Origin of the sequence: Psychrobacter sp. 4Dc (assembly GCF_002836715.1) — a bacterium.
In the GTDB taxonomy this organism is placed as follows: domain Bacteria; phylum Pseudomonadota; class Gammaproteobacteria; order Pseudomonadales; family Moraxellaceae; genus Psychrobacter.
Window position 1 is genome coordinate 77,368 of the sequence record NZ_PJAT01000107.1, and the last position, 18,512, is coordinate 95,879.

General features: G+C 43.5%; 17 protein-coding genes. 6 read left to right on the plus strand and 11 right to left on the minus strand.

All coding sequences use genetic code 11. The annotated features are described in order from the left end of the window. Positions 1-699 precede the first annotated feature (699 nt). Both CXF61_RS09700 and yghU read right to left on the minus strand, forming a co-directional pair. Entirely contained in the window at positions 700-1,992 is a 1,293-nt protein-coding gene (locus CXF61_RS09700; protein ID WP_227526656.1) for a DUF1176 domain-containing protein, read from the minus strand. Between the two features lie 264 nt (positions 1,993-2,256). After that, a complete protein-coding gene (yghU, locus tag CXF61_RS09705; RefSeq protein WP_165598062.1) occupies positions 2,257-3,078 on the minus strand; it encodes a glutathione-dependent disulfide-bond oxidoreductase in 822 nt (273 codons plus the stop codon). A 339-nt stretch (positions 3,079-3,417) separates the two neighbouring features. Here yghU and CXF61_RS09710 point away from each other — a divergent pair, with 339 nt between their 5' ends. After that, positions 3,418-4,794, plus strand: a complete 1,377-nt coding sequence (locus CXF61_RS09710) for a DHA2 family efflux MFS transporter permease subunit (protein ID WP_165598063.1) — start codon at positions 3,418-3,420, stop codon at positions 4,792-4,794. Positions 4,795-4,969: 175 nt separating this feature from the next. Here CXF61_RS09710 and bfr (CXF61_RS09715) read toward each other — a convergent pair whose 3' ends face one another. From bfr (CXF61_RS09715) to CXF61_RS09725, 3 genes are all read right to left on the minus strand, one after another. Then, positions 4,970-5,449, minus strand: a complete 480-nt coding sequence (gene bfr / locus CXF61_RS09715; protein ID WP_057760255.1) for a bacterioferritin — start codon at positions 5,447-5,449, stop codon at positions 4,970-4,972. Positions 5,450-5,517: 68 nt separating this feature from the next. Further along, positions 5,518-6,006: a bacterioferritin gene (gene bfr, locus CXF61_RS09720; RefSeq protein ID WP_165598064.1), complete on the minus strand. Its 489-nt coding sequence runs from the start codon at positions 6,004-6,006 to the stop codon at positions 5,518-5,520. A 364-nt stretch (positions 6,007-6,370) separates the two neighbouring features. Beyond that, positions 6,371-6,562, minus strand: a complete 192-nt coding sequence (locus CXF61_RS09725) for a (2Fe-2S)-binding protein (protein ID WP_165598065.1) — start codon at positions 6,560-6,562, stop codon at positions 6,371-6,373. 388 nt (positions 6,563-6,950) lie between these two features. Between CXF61_RS09725 and CXF61_RS09730 the strand changes: the two genes are divergently transcribed. Beyond that, the gene (locus CXF61_RS09730; protein WP_057760261.1) at positions 6,951-7,280 is read left to right on the plus strand and encodes an ArsR/SmtB family transcription factor; all 330 of its coding nucleotides are present in this window, start codon (positions 6,951-6,953) and stop codon (positions 7,278-7,280) included. Between the two features lie 165 nt (positions 7,281-7,445). On the opposite strand, the gene CXF61_RS09735 is transcribed toward CXF61_RS09730, so the two are convergent. The 5 genes from CXF61_RS09735 to CXF61_RS09755 form a co-directional block, all read right to left on the minus strand. After that, the gene (locus CXF61_RS09735; protein ID WP_082624600.1) at positions 7,446-8,168 is read right to left on the minus strand and encodes a sulfate/molybdate ABC transporter ATP-binding protein; all 723 of its coding nucleotides are present in this window, start codon (positions 8,166-8,168) and stop codon (positions 7,446-7,448) included. Between the two features lie 96 nt (positions 8,169-8,264). Continuing rightward, complete coding sequence (gene cysW, locus CXF61_RS09740; RefSeq protein WP_165598066.1) at positions 8,265-9,215, minus strand: sulfate ABC transporter permease subunit CysW; 951 nt, start codon at positions 9,213-9,215, stop codon at positions 8,265-8,267. A 1-nt stretch (position 9,216) separates the two neighbouring features. After that, entirely contained in the window at positions 9,217-10,101 is an 885-nt protein-coding gene (cysT, locus tag CXF61_RS09745; RefSeq protein ID WP_057760265.1) for a sulfate ABC transporter permease subunit CysT, read from the minus strand. A gap of 223 nt (positions 10,102-10,324) precedes the next feature. After that, entirely contained in the window at positions 10,325-11,416 is a 1,092-nt protein-coding gene (locus CXF61_RS09750; protein WP_165598067.1) for a sulfate ABC transporter substrate-binding protein, read from the minus strand. Positions 11,417-11,674: 258 nt separating this feature from the next. Continuing rightward, on the minus strand, positions 11,675-12,802 hold the full coding sequence (locus CXF61_RS09755) for a sulfate ABC transporter substrate-binding protein (protein ID WP_165598068.1): 1,128 nt from the start codon (positions 12,800-12,802) through the stop codon (positions 11,675-11,677). 366 nt (positions 12,803-13,168) lie between these two features. Between CXF61_RS09755 and CXF61_RS09760 the strand changes: the two genes are divergently transcribed. Then, positions 13,169-13,684: a hypothetical protein gene (locus CXF61_RS09760; protein ID WP_165598069.1), complete on the plus strand. Its 516-nt coding sequence runs from the start codon at positions 13,169-13,171 to the stop codon at positions 13,682-13,684. Between the two features lie 127 nt (positions 13,685-13,811). Here CXF61_RS09760 and sat read toward each other — a convergent pair whose 3' ends face one another. Continuing rightward, entirely contained in the window at positions 13,812-15,074 is a 1,263-nt protein-coding gene (gene sat / locus CXF61_RS09765) for a sulfate adenylyltransferase (protein WP_165598070.1), read from the minus strand. 343 nt (positions 15,075-15,417) lie between these two features. Between sat and CXF61_RS09770 the strand changes: the two genes are divergently transcribed. Genes CXF61_RS09770 through CXF61_RS09780 form a run of 3 tightly spaced genes read left to right on the plus strand, consistent with a single transcriptional unit; the run spans position 15,418 to position 18,376 of the window. Continuing rightward, on the plus strand, positions 15,418-17,103 hold the full coding sequence (locus CXF61_RS09770) for a nitrite/sulfite reductase (protein WP_165598071.1): 1,686 nt from the start codon (positions 15,418-15,420) through the stop codon (positions 17,101-17,103). Next, entirely contained in the window at positions 17,096-17,686 is a 591-nt protein-coding gene (locus tag CXF61_RS09775) for a DUF934 domain-containing protein (protein ID WP_165598072.1), read from the plus strand. Before CXF61_RS09770 ends, CXF61_RS09775 begins: the two co-directional genes overlap by 8 nt. Before the next feature lie 51 nt (positions 17,687-17,737). Further along, positions 17,738-18,376, plus strand: a complete 639-nt coding sequence (locus CXF61_RS09780; protein WP_101205909.1) for a phosphoadenosine phosphosulfate reductase domain-containing protein — start codon at positions 17,738-17,740, stop codon at positions 18,374-18,376. Positions 18,377-18,512: the final 136 nt, after the last annotated feature.

Genomic DNA, 18,512 nt, shown 5'->3' on the forward strand with positions numbered 1-18,512 from the left:
ATGCATACCACTGATAACCGTTCACCACGCTGCTCTTATTAGCATTACCGAGCAATATAAAATTGTCGATAATTAGAAACCAAGCCAATAGAGCTTAGCGTCTTTATAATAAATGCGTTCGTGCTGTCTGACGTATTTTGGTGGTAGTGCCGAGTGTCTTATCCTTGCTTGATATACGCTCATTATCAATGCTTTGTCCAAAGCAGATAAAGGCAAACAGCAACCAATCTAGACCCTAGTTATAGGCCAGTAGATAAGATATGAGTCAAAAATAACTGATATTTTTAAAGGTTATTTAAGTACACAAAATCATCGGCAACAATTACTTATGGTCATCCTAGACCCAAAATCGCAGGCGATGTTATCAATCTCATAATTCACGAAAGCCTAAGCTAACGTGGCGACGCAGTATAGCACAATAAAAAAATATATGTACCTATTTCTTCAATTACTGAGTAAATAAGCACTAACAGTGTTGATAATAAACAAGTTTAGTTGTTTTATTGGTGGTGTATCAAAAAGTATGCTAGCGATAAAAGTCAATAAGAAATCTATGCTAAGTTCCCTGATTCTATAGGGCTTTAAAGGCTTCAAAAATTGTTCGAATTTTAATCAGCATACTTTTTGATACACCACCGTTTTATTTAATAACTACAGCAGAATTGAATAACTAAAGCAAATGAGCTACTCACTATTTATCTATCGTACTACTTTGACTTCTGTTACATAAGTAGGTAGCTGCCATGCCCCGCCCGCCTCGATTAAGCGGCAAAGTCCAGTGGTGCTTTCATGGCTTTTTTCAAATGCACGGCCCGTCCATAGCCAATCGGTTTTGCTCATGCAATCACCGATGCCGCGACCTTTTTGTACAGAGGTAAGCTTGCCTTTATCGTAGCCAGTAGCATTGGTCGTAACCAACGTTGGCTTATAAGGTTTACTATCATTGATCACCCAAACCCCTGCTCCAGCGTTATAAGCGCCTGTCCAGCACTCATGCTGTGCCAACAGCTGCGAGCCATTTAGACGACTGATACGCCAAGGTGATTTGTCTGAAAGATTGGGACAAACGCTGTCTGCATCTTTCATTGTGCCTTTTACCAACGATGCCAACTGAGAGGACCTCATCACAAATTTTTTGTCATTACCATCGTCCGCTTTGGCACTTGGCACGACAAACCGTAGTATTGGCGCAGCTTTGGGAGGCAATATACCGCCACTAGATTTAACAGCATCGTCATTTTTGATAAAAGCACTGGATGTACCAACGCGACCTTGGAACTCATCGGCTTTTAGCATAGCAGCACTGGCACCTTTGTCAGAGAGCTGCCAACGTGAATTGCGCAAGGCCAACGTAATCTTACTAGATTTAGTCAAAGCCTCTAATAATGCAGTTACCTGCGCTTGAGTCAACTCAGCGTTACCTGCAGCGGCTGAATATGGCTTCGTCTCGCCATAATCCTTGTCGTTAATAAACAACGAGATGCGATGACGATTACCGAGCTGCATTAGGGCTTTAGACGAGCTGTCCTTTGCCCCGCCAAGCTTTACTTTACCATCCACGCCAGCATTCGCACCTGCGCGGCGTACGAGCAATATAGAAACCGGGAACTCGCTGTTATTCTCTGCTTGATACCCTGCCAGCCGGCATGTACGCGTATTATCACAAGCGACTTGCCAGTCTTGACTGGTAAACTCAGTCGATGTACTGGCCATACTGGTGGTACTAAATAAAGCTGTGCTAAGCGCTGCAAGTACAGGCAGTAATATTTTATTTTTTATCATATAGGTGGGTTGTTCTTTTATTTTTTTAGGTATGTTTTCTGAGTAATACTCTACAATGATGTTTTTGGGATTTTTATTAAACTGGGCACTATCTTTATAGCTATTGTCATCATACTTATTATCGTCATAGGTAATCCCTGACCTACTAACACCAGTTAAATCAAAGCCTTTTGATAGCGACATATTGTTTATATAATTATTGTCTTTCATAATCATCACCTTTCAGTAGAAGAAGTATAAACACCTGTCTATTGTAATGGTGTTCGGCTATCTTAACGCACTAGTGTTTCTATCTGTTGTACTAATGTATCATTGTGTAAATACAAAAGGAAGACCTAGCATACGTTATATTCATTTTTATGAATATAAGTAAAAAGGCTGATAAGCTATTTGCTTATCAGCCTTGCTGCTGTGTTTAAGGTTTATTTATGCTTAAAATGTACTGTTAGATCTAAACTGTATTGAGTACTTGGTTTAGTCTATTGGTTTTAGCTCTAGCGCTACTGCACGTTTAACTGCAGGACGTTCAGCAATTTTCTTAGCCCAACGCTGCAAGTGTTTATAGTCTTCTACTTGCAAAAACTCTGCTGCGTCATAGAGCTTACCTAGTGCTAACTGGCCATACCAAGACCAGACAATCATATCCGCAATGTTGTAATCAGATTCATCATTGCCGCACAGGTACTCATTATCTTTTAAATGCGTATCTAATACATCGAGCTGACGCTTGGTTTCCATCGTATAGCGGTTGATTGGATACTCTAAAGGTTCAGGCGCATACGCATAAAAGTGCCCAAAGCCGCCACCTAAGAAAGGCGCGCTACCCATTTGCCACATAATCCAAGACAGACAATCTGCTCGCGCTTTGCCAGTAGCCAGTGGCAGAAATTTATCAAACTTTTCTGCTAGATACATTAGGATAGCGCCTGACTCAAAGAGTGCTATCGGCTCCCCCGCTGTATCAGTAGAATGATCGACCAAGGCTGGAATCTTTGAATTGGGGTTTATCTCTACAAACCCTGAGCCAAACTGCTCGCCTTTAGAAATATCGATTTTGTAGGCATCATATGCTGCCCCATCAATACCAAGTTCGGCCAGCTCTTCTAATAGTATGTTTACCTTAACACCATTTGGTGTATTTAACGAGTACAGCTGTAACGGGGCATCACCAACGGGCAGCTCTTTATCATAGCGAGCTCCAGACGTTGGACTATTAATACTAGCAAACTTGCCGCCGTTGTCTTTATCTTGCGTCCAAACTTTTGGTGGTACGTATTTATTATTATCTTGACTCATAATTTATCCTCGGTTTGTATTTATGACTGCCGCGAAGGTTTACTATAACGAGAACTCGTAACGATATTAAAGTCCTCTCTTGTAATCAATGTTGTGTTTCTACTGCTAAAGTAAAAAGAGACGAGCTATTAGCACGCATCGAATTTCTTGTCTTGTTTCGCCTCTTTTCCTTTTTAGCAATCCTTCGCATCGTTGCTCTTATATAAGTTATCTTATATCAGTTACTTTGAGTCACTTTTATTATGAGTTAAGCTTTCTTATACTACTCAGCTTGCATAGTGATCTGTTCGCAAATCCGCTATTTTCTTACTTCATAACGAGACGTTCAATGGGACTCACATGGTAACGCTCACCCCGACTCAAGATAAATACTTACCCTATGTGCTAGCGGTAGCGCTATTTATGCAGATTTTAGACGCTACTATTTTGAATACCTCGTTGCCACAAATGGCGCAAGCACTGGGTGAGTCACCATTGAAGATGCAATGGGCCGTCATCAGCTATGCATTAACCTTGGCGATTTTTATCCCTATCAGTGGTTTTTTAGCGGATAAATATGGCACACGCCGCGTATTTCTATCCGCGGTCATCATTTTTTGTATTGGCTCATTACTGTGCGCGGCGTCGCAAACGCTAGATTTTTTGGTTGCTTCACGTGTGGTACAGGGTATCGGCGGGGCCATGATGACGCCTGTCGCTCGCTTGATATTGGTTAAGTCTTATCCGCGCAATAAGCTGCTAACTGTGATGAATTTTGCTGTGATACCTGCATTGGTTGCACCATTAGTCGGTCCAGTATTGGGCGGCTATATCGTGCAATATGCCAGCTGGCATTGGATATTTTTGATCAATATACCGATGGGCGTGGCAGGTTTTATTATGGGCAAAAAACTGGTGCCAGCGCTATATGAAGATACTAAGCGTCTTGATTGGACAGGGTTTGTATTGTTTGCTGCCGCTGCTTGCGGGTTTACACTGGCTGTCGAGTTTGGTTCACAGACAGGTCGCGGAGTTTATGGGTTGTTGCTTGGGTTGGGCGCAAGTCTATTGATAGGCGCGTATGTCTGGCATGCCAAACGGCGAGCAGCTCCCCTGTTTCCACTCAGCTTGTTTGATATTCGCACCTTTCGAATTGGTATTACAGGCAATTTGTTTACGCGGCTTGGTATCAGTGCCGTGCCATTTTTGCTGCCCTTGTTACTCCAAGTGGTGTTTGAGTACTCACCTTCGCAGGCAGGTTGGTTGCTTGCCCCGATTGCGGTGGGTGCTATAGGTATCAAACCTTGGGTTAGCAAGATTATTCAGCGGTTTAGCTACCGTAAAGTACTGGTCTATAATACCTTGTTTATGGGCTCACTTATCATTGTGCTGGCGCAGTTTAATGATGCCTCGCAGTGGCTATGGTTTATACCTATCCTAACTGTCATGGGTGCCTGTAACTCTATGCAGTTCAGCGCGATGAATACGATTACGATTGGCGATTTACAGGGCACACAAACCAGTAGTGGTAATAGCTTAATGGCGGTCAATCAGCAGTTAGCGATTAGCTTTGGTATTGCGTTCGGTGCTGCTGTGTTGAATCTACTACGTGAGCGTCTGCAGATGGATACGTTAGTAGCGTTCCAAACCACTTATTGGATATTGGGCATTTTGACCATTCTCTCGGGGCTGTATTTTTTACGTCTGAAACCTGAAGATGGCCGCGGTTTATACTAGGGTGTGTCTTCAATCGAGATAAGCTTTCTATTGAGTGAGATTTTACGTACGGCAAGTCTCTATTCTATATATCCGAAACGTTAAAAATAGCTTATCTATAGACAGAAAAAAGCCAGTATGCGATTGGATTATCAATCTCATACTGGCTTTTTATTACGACTTACATTAACAAATATTATGCGTCATCATCACTCATTTGCGATTGGATGTAGCGCTCTACACCAATACTTTCAATCAAGTCCTGCTGCGTCTCTAACCAGTCTTCATACTCTTCATTGCCATCTTTTAGCGTGACTAATAGCTGGCGAGAGACATAGTCAGACTTTGTCTCACATAAGGTGACAGCATCAGTAATAATATCGAACTTTTGTCTCTCAAGGCGTAGGTTGCACTCAATGATTTCTGGTACATCTTCGCCAACCAATACTTTGCCCAGTTCTTGCAAGTTTGGCAAACCGCCTAGCAATAAAATACGAGCGATTAGGTCGTCTGACCATTTCATCTCAGCAATAGATTGCTTATATAATGAGTCATTAAGCGCCTCTAGACCCCAATGACGTGCAATACGTGCATGCAAAAAATACTGGTTGATGGCAATCAATGACTGCCCAAGTACTTTGTTTAACGCGCGAATAACTTCTTTATCCCCTGTCATTACCTTTCTCCCTTAATCTCTGTTATTTATGCTAAATACTGTGAATGCTACTTATATGTAGGATGATATCAGACAATATTAGGAGTGACTTCAGCCATTTGGCTTTGTAGGTAATTCGGTAGACCAATCATGTCGATGAGACGGAGCTGCTGCTCAAGCCAATGCGCATGATCTTCTTCGGTATCTTTCAATTGCTCGACCAGCATCTCACGCGTGACATAGTCATGCTCTGCTTCGCAAAGTGCGATACCTTCTTTTAGATGCTTTTGTACTTGATACTCTAAATCTAGGTCAAACTGCAACATCTCAGGGACAGTCGAGCCAATATGGATAGCATCGACAGACATCTTTGGCGTGCCACTCAACATCAAGATACGGCGAATGATGTTCTGTGCGTGTAGCGTTTCGTCTTCCATTTCATGATGGATACGGTCGTATAACTTGCCATAGTGCCACTCAGCATACATCTCTGAATGGATAAAATATTGGTCACGAGCAGCAAGCTCACCACCTAGTAAGAAATTCAAATAATCAATGATTTTCTGGCTAACTATCATAACGCGTACTCCCCTATTTATTTTTACCGATCACCATACATCCATAATTTATTATATAAGAATAGCATAATTGGCAAACTGATCAGTAAAAATCAAAATCAATAAAATGGCTTCTAATCTCAGATAAATATAGTAGCATACAGGCGCAGTATAGGGTGTAACGTTATGAACTAAGAATAAGATGCTAATTGAGAATTATAATTAGCTACAACTAGTATTGATATGTGTTATGTAACATGCTGGCGTTTGAGTGAGGTTATATGGACGCTTGCACCCTATCCCTTATGTATAATAAATAAAGTTAGATGCAAAATAATGAATATATTTCATCGTATTATATTATAAGTTATATGGTTGATAATATTTAAACGGCGTACGCTAAATCATCAAGTTTTGCATGATGTTCGTCTAGGTAGTCATTGACCATCGGCTCACAGCAGCCACAGCACGTTGCTACATCGAGCGTATCTTTTAGACCATCGAGCGTATCAACACCTGCAGCAATAGCTGCTTTGATTTGCTTTTCTTTTACGTTGTTGCAGATACATACGTACATGGATTGGCTCCTCGGAATACCACTATTCGATAATGACGGCATACGACACTTGTATAAAAACCTTTGTGATAAGTGTCATTGATAAACGGATAATTTACTGTTTTCTAACAATTAAAAAGTAGTCGTTGAAATCACGTTTAACGCTTGCAGTATAATAACGATAATTATTATCATTTTCAATCACATTCGATATATTTATTTTTCGAGACAGTATCCTTATATTACAGGCAGTTCATTTATGTAAGTGGATATAAGTGTGCGTGTAACCGAATATTGTCAAAGGTAGTGAATTGACGATGAACTGTAAATTTGCTTATTTTTTAATCGATTTTGTAGATAACTGCTGTTATATTGAACCCCTATTAACGAAGCCCATTGGAATTCTCCTATGTCTGATAATAACTTTACGATACGACCTATCGATTTATTCAAAGTCCTATCTGATCCGACACGTCTAAAAATATTTCAAATTCTTTTTAAAAAAGAAGCACGTTGCGTGGGTGATTTGGTAGATATGCTTGACCAGCCGCAACCAACGATATCACGCCACCTAAACCATTTGAAAAAATTGGGTATTTTGAGCTGTGTACGTGATGGTACTTGGATGTGGTATGAGGTCGCTGATGATTTACCAGATTGGTGTCAAGATATCTTGGACATCACCTACGAGCAAATCACTCCTAGAGGCACTAGTAGAGATGTATCGGATCTTGCTTAGATACTATTGTCCGCTTAGATTTTTGGTTCTTTGACTGTGCTTTATAAAAAGCGCTTAAGACAATAGATCTGCGGCAATGCGCCAAACAAAAAAGACCTACTTTCGTAGGTCTTTTTTTTGGCTCAACTATTGATAATTCGACCTAAATTGCGCTAGGTCAAATAATTATACAAGATCTAAGAAATCGCTGATAAAGGCGTTGGCTGGCTGGTGTATCAGCTCCTCTGACGTGCCCACCTGCTCTACTCGGCCCTGATTCATCACGACGATCTCATCTGATACCGCACGGGCTTCTTCTTGATCATGCGTTACCATGATACTGGTGATACCAAGCTCGTGGTGGATGTTTTTTAGCCATGTGCGCAGCTCTTTACGGACTTTGGCATCTAGTGCACCAAACGGCTCATCTAGCAGCAACAGCTTCGGTTTGACAGCAAGTGCACGTGCTAAGGCAATGCGCTGACGCTGACCACCTGATAGCTGATGTGGATAAGCATTGGCAACTTGTGGTAGCTGTACAAGGTCTAAGAGCTCTGCCACACGCTTATTGATATCAGCTTTGCTTGGGCGTTCGTTTTTTGGCAACAAGGTCAATCCAAACGCCACATTGTCCGCGATATTTTTATGGCGAAACAGTGCATAATGCTGAAACATAAAGCCAATATGGCGCTTTTGGACTGGAGTATTGGTCACATCCAGCTCATCAAATAATACCTGCCCAGAGTCGGCATACTCTAGACCCGCGATAATACGTAGCAAGGTGGTCTTACCGCAGCCTGACGGGCCTAGTAACGTCGTCAGTTTGCCAGTCGGCACAGTGATATTTATATTGTCTAAAGCCGTAAAATTGCCGAATTTTTTATTAACGTTGCGAATCTCAATGCTCATAATCGTATCTCTTATTATATCTTTTGTCGTATCGTGGCAAGTAGCTGAGTAGCGACTGCATTAATAGTATTAACATCATTTATCAGATAATGGCAGTTATACCTTGCCAGTACTGTCCGCACTCGTCGATTCAGTGACGGCAGTGGCGTTAGCACTTACTGGCAGCTCAGGTGCGCTGGCGAGCCGCTCAGACTTGGCAAATTTACGCTCTTGTATCTTAGTCATGACTTGCTGAATCAGTAGCGTCACTAAGGCAAGTGCAGCCAATATGCTCGATAAGGCAAACGCAGCGGTAAAGTTATAATCGTTATAGGCAATCTCAACCAATAGCGGCATGGTGTTGGTCTCGCCGCGAATGTGACCGGAAACCACGCTGACCGCACCAAACTCACCCATCGCTCGGGCATTGGTCAAAATCAAACCATATAGCAGCGCCCATTTGATATTAGGCAGTGTCACATGCCAAAACGTCTGCCAGCCAGTCGCACCTAAGGTTAACGCTGCTTGCTCTTCAGAGTCGCCTTGAGTCTGCATCAATGGAATCAGCTCACGCGCAACAAAAGGAAAGGTCACAAACAATGTAGCCAAAATGATACCAGGTACTGCATATATGACCTGAAAACCCATACTCTCAAGCCAGCCGCCAATAGTAGAGTTCAGTCCAAACAGCAGCACAAACATCAAACCTGCAACCACTGGTGATACCGAAAATGGCAAATCTAGCAAAGTGGTGACCAGCTGCTTACCTTTAAACTGATAGCGCGTGACCAACCATGCAATCGCAATGCCCATTACCATATTAATCGGTAAGACAATTCCTGCCGTGATAAGCGTCAGCTTGATGGCTTGCAAAGCTTCAGGGTCTACTAATGAAGCAATATATAGCTGCCAACCATTTTTAAAGGCTTCGTAAAACACAGCCAGTAATGGAATGACCAACATGACAATCATGAATAGTACCGCAATGGCAATAAAGGTACGGCGTATCCATGGGGTATCTTTGGTCGCAGCGTTGCTTTGGTAGTCGTAGCTATTAGATATTTGCATATTAGCGAGCTCCTACACGGCGCGACAGTTTCCACTGCATAATATTGATGGTCAGCAAGATGACAAATGATATGAGTAGCATAAATAGTGCAACCGCAGAAGCACCTTGAATATCAAACTGCTCAAGCTTACTGATAATAATGAGCGGTAAAATCTCAGACTGCATCGGAATATTGCCCGCGATAAAGATAACTGAACCATACTCGCCAGTGGCACGAGCAAACATCATACCTGCGCCCATCAGCAAGGCTGGCAATAGCTCCGGCAAAATCACTTTGCGAAAAGTCGTTAATCGATTGGCGCCCAATACCGCAGCGGCTTCTTCAAACTCAACCGACAGCTCAGCGAGTACTGGCTGTACTGCACGGACGATAAAGGGGAAGCTCACCACAACTAAAGCTAGCCAAATACCTATTGGCGTAAAGGCAACCTGAATATCGAACTTGGCAAACCATTGACCGATCAAGCCATTAGGCGCATACAAAGTAGCAAGCGAGATACCTGTAACGGCCGTTGGTAGTGCAAATGGTAAATCAACTAAGGCATTAATCAGTGACTTACCCCAAAACTCATAGCGGACAAGCACCCATGCGACCAGTGTGCCAAATACCATATTGGTCAACATCGCCAAAAACGACATCCATAAGCTTAGCTTGATAGCGGCAGTGACTTGTGGCTGGGTAATGGTTTCCCAAAAGCCCGTCCAACCCATCTGAGTCGTGGTATAGGCCATCATGGCAAACGGTAGTACCACCAATAACGACAAGCTAAAGACAGTAATACCCATGCTCAGACCGAACCCGGGTAGCACATTGCGCTGACGCAAACGGGTCAGCCAACCTTTTTTATTGCCGGGCTTACTGGCAGAAGAAGATGTTGCACTCATAGTGATGTCCTATTGCCTAACTGATGGTACTTAGCGAGGGTGCTCACTGTAAGACCATTATTACCATTGTTATCAAAATTATTATTGGTCGGCTTATGATATAAAGGACATAGTGCGTACGACCATGTCCTTTATGGGGTGCTTCATGACTGACTGTACGAATAATTGAGTTAATCCGTTTCAGTGTTTAGCGCAGTAGCTGCTCTAAGTACTTAGCAAGTGATTACTGAGGCGCGTTAATTGCCAATTGGTCAAACACACCGCCATCGCTGAAGTAAGTGCTCATGATCTCATCCCATGTACCAAAGGCATCATTCGGGCGGAAAGTCTCAACTGGCGGTAATTTGTCACCGTTTTTGTCAAGAACGCTCTTAACGCTAGGACGTAAGTATAAATCGGCTGCTAGTTGCTGAGCAGGCTCACTCCATAAATAATCAAGATACGCTTTGGCCGCGTCTGTGGTACCTTTTTTGTCTGTTACCGTCTTCACGACAGCCACAGGGCTTTCTGATTTGATTGAGTATTTTGGATAAACGATATCTACTTGACCCGCACCAAAATCAGTCGCTGCAAGGTTGGCCTCGTTTTCAAAAGTGACCAATACATCACCGATACCGCGCTGTACGAAAGTCGTTGTCGCGGCACGTCCGCCGTTTTCATAGACTTTGACATTTTTTAGCATGTCTTTGACGTAGCCTTTAGCTTTTGTTTCATCTTGATTAAAAGCATGTAGACCATAACCGTAGGCGCCTAAGAATGCATAACGACCGTTACCTGTGACCTTTGGATTGGCCATGACAATCTCAACACCGTCTTTGGTCAAATCTTCCCAGTCTTTGATATTTTTTGGATTGTCTTTACGTACCAAAAATACGATCGTACTGGTAAACGGCACTGCGTTGTCAGGGAATTTGCTTTCCCAATCTGACTCAACCAAGCCTTTTTTCTCAAGTAGCTCGATATCAGAGCCTTGGTTCATGGTGGCAACATCGGCTTGTAGACCATTAGCCACAGACAATGCCTGTTTGCTTGAGCCGCCATGTGACTGCTTGATTAGAATCTTGCTGTCTGGATGCTCAGCTTTATAATGCTCAACAAACAAAGGGTTGTAGTCTTTATAGAAGTCACGTGCCACATCGTATGAGACATTGAGTAGCTCAATATTCTGCCCTTCTGCCGTCGCTGAACCGTCAGCTGCCGCCTCAGTAGTCTCACTGTTGCTACAGCCAGCTAGACCCAATGTCAGAGCAACGCCAGCAATGCTCAAGGCACTAAGGGTTTTACTCTTTTGTTGATAACGAGCTACGTCTGTCATAAATACCTCAAAGATGTCTGTTGTGTAATGCAAGTATGCTAACAGCGCCATCTTATTATGTTTAATGATGAATATGCGTATGTTATTGCCAAAAGGGAATAACAAGCAGGCAAAGCCAATCATATCAATAATTTATGAAAATTATATACGCATAACCAACTGTTTTCTGTTTTTAACATTGGATACGTCTTATCTATCTTGTCCGTGTTTCACTGATAACGGCCAAGACAGATCATTCTACAAGCCAGAAATTAACGACTACTTAGTACTTGCCAGCTGATCGAAACGACCACCGTCTACAAAGAAAGTATCCATAATCTCTGCCCACGGGCCAAAGACGGCAACAGGCTCAAACGTTTCAATATCAGGTAATGTGTCCTTATGGGCGGCAAGTATTTGCTCATCACTCGGACGCATATACATTTTTGCCATCAGCTCTTGTGCAGGCTTGTCCCACAACCCTTTTAGATAGGCGCTTGCCGCTTCGGTCTTGCCCGCTTTATCAGTCACTGCCGTGACGACTGCTACTGGGTTGGCAATCGTAATCGAGTAACTGGGATAGACAATATCGACCTGACCCATGGCAAATTGCTGAGCGGCCAAATTCGCCTCATTTTCGGTGGTGATGAGTACATCACCTAGGCCGCGCTGGGTAAAACTGGTCGTCGCAGCACGTGCGCCATTGTCATAAGTGACCACGTTTGCCAACAGCTTTTTGATAAAGTCATTGGTTTGAACTGGGTTGTCACTGCTGTTTTCTTTAAATTGATGCAAGCCATAGCCATAGGCGCCTAAGAAAGCATAACGTGCCGTACCACTGGTCTTGGGATTGGGCGTGACCACATCGATATCGTTACGGGCTAAATCTGACCAACCCTGAATGTTTTTTGGATTACCTGCACGAACCAGTAGCACCATAGTGCTGGTGTACGGCACAGCATTATTGGGTAGTGCTTGCTGCCAATCAGAAGCGACCAGACCTTTTTCCACCAACAGATTCATATCGCTCTCTTGGTTAAAGGTGACCACATCTGCTTGTAGTCCATTGGCAACAGAGAGCGCCTGCTTACTAGAGCCGCCATGCGACTGATTGATATTTACTTTGCTGTTTGGATGGGCTTTTTGATAGTCAGTGCTAAATAGCGCGTTATAGTCTTTATAAAAGTCGCGAGACACATCATAGGAGACATTGAGTAGATTAACATCCTGCGTCTCACCATTAGCGTTGTTTACTGCCTCGTTTTGCGTCCCTTCGGTTGGGCTACAGCCTGTCATCATGATCGCTGCTGCGAGCATGCCGCTAGTGGTAAGTACCCGCGCTTTTATATGTTTATTATTGGTTGGCTGGATGCTAGCAATGCGGAATTTTTGGAATTTTTTTTGCATGATGCTCTCGATAAAGGTGGTAGAAGCGTGTTGTCAAAATTTTGACCATCATCATAGGGCTTACAATCATTTGAGCTTAGTTCTATTGACTTTTACTTTGTTGATTTCGGTTTTCGGATGATGAAAGCTATGCTAGCAGCATAAATAGCAAACGCTTAGTGACGAATCCGCTTATCAAGTCTTGATGTTGGCATAAGCACTTAGCATGTGCTTTTAGGAAATTATGGGAAACGTGAGGTAAATCATTGCAGGCAGGCTTATTAAATAGGCTATAATTTAGCTAGGCTGTACCCTCATTCTATATGGTAGGGCCCAAGCGCCAATGCTATATCCATTTTACCGTCTTATTTAACCAAAGGCCTTTTTATGACTCTTTCGTCCCATCGCTTTCATTCTATTGCAGCATTAACATTGATAGCCACTACCCTAGCTGCCGTAACGGGTTGTCATAATGTGACGCCCGCGGTGAAGAGTTCTGCGAACAATGCTGTAGCGGTTCATTCAATTCCAGTGGATGTTATGAAAGACTATATTTCTGGTGATTATGCTTCTGCAGATTATGAAAAACGCGCACAAGGCTATGACTGGGTTGGTGTGATGGTACGAGCAGATGGTGATCAGATTGACATTAAAGTTCGCTCACGCAGCGATATCAAAAAACCTACTTGTCATTTCGATGGTAATGCGACATTAATAGGGCAAGATACTGCTCACGGTACGATTTTTCAGGCAAAGGTAAATGGCAGCACTGCTTTTTTCCAATTTAAGGACGACTCCCTCATCATCGACAGCCCAGACAAGTATGCACTGAATTATTTTTGCTCAGGCGGTGGCTCACTTGCGGGAGAATATCAAAAGCTGACAGAAGATTTAGAGATTTGATAGCTCACGCTAACTGCGGCGAGAGATGCTAGAAAGGATACTAGCAATAAAAAAGGTGCCAGACTCATTGTATGGCACCTTTTTAGTTTTGATATCGCGTTGATGTTTTATGCTGACACGCTAGGGTTTACACCGCAGAGGCGCCCGTGAGTTTGATCTCAGCACGTTCTTCACGAGCGATGCTACCGTAGTAGTTACGTAGTATCTCAAGCACTTCTGGACGGCTAAAGTTATCTGGTACATCTTCGTCTTCTGATAGTGCTTTACGCAGCTTAGTACCTGATACTTTAACGTGCTCAGAGGCGTCATGCGGGCAAGTCTTATCAGAGGCCATCGCATTACAAGCGTTACACCAGAACGTCCAGCCGATTTTGAGCGGCTGAGTGATAAGATCATCTTTACCAACGTGCTCAAAAATCGTTTGCGCATCAAACGCACCGTAGTAATCGCCGACACCCGCATGATCACGACCGACAATCAGGTGGCTACAGCCATAGTTTTGACGGAATAGCGCATGTAACAATGCTTCACGTGGACCAGCATAGCGCATATCCAACGGATAACCTGCTTGGATAACGGTATCTTGTCTAAAGTAGTTATCAATTAGCGTTTTAATGGCTTCTTGGCGGACTTCTGCTGGGATGTCACCAGGTTTCAATGCGCCTAATAATGAATGAATCAGTACACCATCACAGATTTCAATCGCAATCTTGGCCAGATACTCATGTGAACGATGCATTGGATTACGCGTCTGGAATGCAGCCACTGTTTTCCAGCCTTTAGCATCTAAAATTGCGCGCGTTTCTGCTGGCGTTTTGTAGATTTCTGGATATAGTGTTGGGAACTCGCCTTCGCTCAATACTTCAACACTACCGGCAATATTGACGGCTTCTTGGTTCAATACTTGTTGTACGCCTGGATGCTCTGAATCCGTGGTCGTAAATACTTGCTGACACTCATGCTCTTTATCGATGGTATAAGTCTCTTCTACCGTCAAGATACCCATGACTTCGCCATCTTGAGCGACCAAGGCTACTTTGTCGCCTTGACTCAAATTATCCGCAGTCTCTTTTGGCGCAGACAAAGTGATAGGAATTGGCCAAAACAAACCTGCGTTTTCACCGCTTTGCAAACGCATATTGTCTACCACGCCCTGCCAGTCCGCTTGATTCATAAAACCATTTAACGGAGTGAAACCACCAATACCGAACATGATTAAATCACCGCGCTCACGTGAGCTTAGAGTGATGGTCGGCAATGTGCTGGCAAGCTCTAATGCTTGATCACGTGCTGCACCGTTTAATAATAGTGGCTTAAGCTCTGCACTACCATGTGGTGGAACCAGCTTTGATTTGAATTGTGATTGGGTTTGGCTTTGAGTTTGAGACATATAGTTATTAAAACCTCTTATAAAAAGAATGGTTGGAAGAGATGAGCAAAAATGCAAAAGCGATTAAATGTACAAAACTGAGAAGAAAGCCGTCGCTAGATAATAAGTAGCGTACTAGCGACTGGGCATTAAATTTGATACGCATAGGCTACCTAACTTTCGTTATGAAAATTTATGCTGTGTTTGGATATGGATATGTCTGAAAGGAATTTATGTTTCTGGCTACAAGCTTATATGATGTATAGCTGAATTATTTACATTGCGAACGGCAATAAAACCTATTACACACGCAAATCATTTTCGTCGCTGATTTTAAGATTAAAAACAAAACTGAGATTACGTCATGTATCAATATAATTACGCTGACCAGACTTTGGTAGAGGAACGAGTTGCCCAATTTCGCGACCAAACCGAGCGGTTTTTGGCAGGTGAGCTTGCCGAGGAGCAGTACTTACCACTGCGATTGCAAAACGGCTTGTATATCCAGCGTTATGCGCCTATGCTCCGTATCGCCATTCCTTACGGCTTGCTTGCCAGCTATCAGCTACGCAAATTGGCTGAGATTACCCGTAAGTATGATAAAGGCTATGGGCACATGACCACCCGTACCAATATTCAGCTGAACTGGCCAAAACTAGAAGAAGTGCCAGACATTTTGGCTGAGCTTGCGACAGTACAGATGCATGCCATCCAAACCTCAGGTAACTGTATCCGTAATACGACAACGGATCCTTATGCGGGTATCCATAAAGAAGAAATTGCTGATCCACGTCCTTATTGTGAGATTATCCGTCAGTGGTCAACCTTTCATCCTGAGTTTGCTTTTTTACCACGTAAATTTAAAATTGCAGTGATCGGTACCAAAGCGGATCGTGCGGCAACGCAAGTACATGATGTGGGTCTGCACGTCGTTACCAATGACGCAGGCGAGCTTGGCTTTGAAGTGATCGTTGGTGGTGGCCTCGGGCGTACCCCTATTATCGGCAAAACGATTCGCAAGTTCTTACCGCGCGAGCATTTACTCAGTTATCTTGATGCGGTTTTGCGCGTTTATAACTTGCATGGTCGCCGTGATAACAAGTACAAAGCCCGTATTAAAATTTTGGTTGATAGCTTAGGCGGCGATCAGTTTGGCAAATTGGTGGAGGCTGAGTGGGAGGCGCACACCAAAGACGGTCCGCTGACCTTGACGGATGACAATTTTGACACCGCTGCCAGCTATTTTAGCATGCCTGATTATCAGTCATTTGATGCGCTCGCAGTACAATCAGAGTTGCAAGCACAATTGGCAGACAATAAAGATTTCGCTGATTGGTATAAGCAAAACACCGTGGCACATAAGGTGGACGGTTACCGTGCGGTAGTGATCTCTTTAAAAGCCGGACTGGTGGACGGTCGTTATGTGCCATCAGGTGACTTGAGTGATGCGCAAATGGATGCGCTTGCCGATTTGTCTGATCGTTATAGCTTTGGTGAATTGCGCGGTACGTATCAGCAAAATCTAGTATTCGCTGATGTGCAAACCAATGAGCTTTATGAATTGTGGCAGCAGCTATCAGATTTGCATTTGGCCCGTCCAAATATCAACACCCTAACCGATATGATCGTCTGCCCAGGCTGGGATTTTTGCTCGCTTGCCAATGCCACAACCCACAATATCGCTGAGCAAATCGAAAAACAGTTTAATGATCTCGACTACCTTTATGACTTAGGTGAGATTCGCCTCAATATGTCGGGCTGTATGAATGCCTGCGCCCATCACCATACCGGCGATATCGGTATCCTTGGGGTCGATAAAAAAGGTGAATACTGGTATCAAATCAGCCTTGGCGGTAACTCTAGCAACGACGCCAAACTCGGTAAGATATTGGGCAAGGCTGTACCAACCGATGCCGTAGCAACGACGATACAAAAGATAATCGACGTCTACCTTGAGCAGCGCGTCAGTAATGACAATGATGTCGAAGGCTTTGGTGACTTAGTTGACCGTATTGGTATTGCCCCTTTTAAGGAGAAGGTCTATGGCTAATCATCATGTGCTCGATAGCCATGGCGCAGACATCAGTGGCGAAGATACTTGGCAAGCGCTAGCGACAGCGCAGCTGCCTGACGGTATCGCATTATCAAGCCTGACCTTACTTGAGCTGTTACACAAACAAGAAAAAGTTGATGTACTTGTCCCACTAGCAGATTTATTAAATGCTGATGGAAAACTGGCAAACGGTTTGCTCGCGCAAGTATTGGATATCCTCAAGCAGCACAGCAGCCGATTGGGTGTGTGGATCACGTCCAACACCGATGCTGATGATCTGCCTGATGTAAAAGACTTTTTATTGACGCAAGATTTGATCGTCATTCATGTCCCAAGTTTTGTGGACGGTCGCGGTTTTAGTTTTGCACAGACCCTGCGTCAGCTCGGTTATGAAGGTGATATTCGCATGGCAGGCGCGTTTGGTCGTGACCAAATCGCTTATTTGCTGCGCGCTGGTGCTACTAGCTTTGTACTCAATGAGCATGATGCTAAATCTGATATTAGCCAAGCCTTCACTGCCCTAGCCAGTAGCTATGATGGTCGAGACGCTTCAGCATTACCGATGTTCTCAAAAACCTAAACTCGATATTAAAGAACCATTTTTATATTAACAATTATTAAGGAATGTATTATGAGCCAATTACACCCAAACCTGGATATCGACCAAGCAAACCAAGATTTGCAAGGTAAATCACCTGAGCAAATCGTTGAGTGGGCATTGACGCAAGCCAAAAACCCAATCATCACCACCAATTTCCGTCCTTATGAGTCAGCGATCTTGCATTTGGTTGCCAAGCAGCGCCCTGACATCACGGTATTGTGGGTAGATTCAGGCTATAACACCGATGCGACCTATCAGTTTGCCAACAAATTGATTCGTGATCTTGATCTCAACGTCGTGACGTATATTCCAAAACAAACCGCTGCCCATCGTGACGCCACCATGAATGGCATCCCAGGCATTGATAACCCGCAACATGGCGAGTTCACTGAACAAGTGAAACTTGAGCCATTCCGCCGCGCCCTTGCTGAGCTAAAGCCTGACGTATGGTTTAACGCGATTCGTAAAGACCAAACCGAGTTCCGTCAAGGGCTTGATGTACTTAGCTTATCAAAAGATGGCGTATTGAAAGTAGCGCCATTGTTTGAAAAAACCGATGCAGATTTGGATGTGTACTTAGATGAGCACAACTTACCAAACGAGCATGACTACTTTGATCCAACTAAGGTAGAAGAAAGCCGTGAGTGTGGTCTGCATACTCAGCTATAGTAAGTCGCTGACTGTAGCTATTGTTTATTGAACAATGGCTATAGCTATATCAATAAAGAAATCCCGCTAGGCTCTTGATAGAGTCGTTAAGCGGGATTTTTTTGTGCCTGTTCTACTATTAAAAACTTACCGCTAT

Bases quoted from the DNA above. Each gene is read 5' to 3' on its own strand.
- CXF61_RS09755 (WP_165598068.1), bottom strand. From the start codon at position 12,802: ATGCAAAAAAAATTCCAAAAATTCCGCATTGCTAGCATCCAGCCAACC.
- CXF61_RS09780 (WP_101205909.1), top strand. From the start codon at position 17,738: ATGAGCCAATTACACCCAAACCTGGATATCGACCAAGCAAACCAAGAT.
- cysT (WP_057760265.1), bottom strand. From the start codon at position 10,101: ATGAGTGCAACATCTTCTTCTGCCAGTAAGCCCGGCAATAAAAAAGGT.
- CXF61_RS09700 (WP_227526656.1), bottom strand. From the start codon at position 1,992: ATGAAAGACAATAATTATATAAACAATATGTCGCTATCAAAAGGCTTT.
- CXF61_RS09750 (WP_165598067.1), bottom strand. From the start codon at position 11,416: ATGACAGACGTAGCTCGTTATCAACAAAAGAGTAAAACCCTTAGTGCC.
- CXF61_RS09730 (WP_057760261.1), top strand. From the start codon at position 6,951: ATGTCTGATAATAACTTTACGATACGACCTATCGATTTATTCAAAGTC.
- CXF61_RS09735 (WP_082624600.1), bottom strand. From the start codon at position 8,168: ATGAGCATTGAGATTCGCAACGTTAATAAAAAATTCGGCAATTTTACG.
- CXF61_RS09710 (WP_165598063.1), top strand. From the start codon at position 3,418: ATGGTAACGCTCACCCCGACTCAAGATAAATACTTACCCTATGTGCTA.
- sat (WP_165598070.1), bottom strand. From the start codon at position 15,074: ATGTCTCAAACTCAAAGCCAAACCCAATCACAATTCAAATCAAAGCTG.
- bfr (WP_057760255.1), bottom strand. From the start codon at position 5,449: ATGACAGGGGATAAAGAAGTTATTCGCGCGTTAAACAAAGTACTTGGG.
- cysW (WP_165598066.1), bottom strand. From the start codon at position 9,215: ATGCAAATATCTAATAGCTACGACTACCAAAGCAACGCTGCGACCAAA.
- CXF61_RS09725 (WP_165598065.1), bottom strand. From the start codon at position 6,562: ATGTACGTATGTATCTGCAACAACGTAAAAGAAAAGCAAATCAAAGCA.
- CXF61_RS09770 (WP_165598071.1), top strand. From the start codon at position 15,418: ATGTATCAATATAATTACGCTGACCAGACTTTGGTAGAGGAACGAGTT.
- bfr (WP_165598064.1), bottom strand. From the start codon at position 6,006: ATGATAGTTAGCCAGAAAATCATTGATTATTTGAATTTCTTACTAGGT.
- CXF61_RS09775 (WP_165598072.1), top strand. From the start codon at position 17,096: ATGGCTAATCATCATGTGCTCGATAGCCATGGCGCAGACATCAGTGGC.
- CXF61_RS09760 (WP_165598069.1), top strand. From the start codon at position 13,169: ATGACTCTTTCGTCCCATCGCTTTCATTCTATTGCAGCATTAACATTG.
- yghU (WP_165598062.1), bottom strand. From the start codon at position 3,078: ATGAGTCAAGATAATAATAAATACGTACCACCAAAAGTTTGGACGCAA.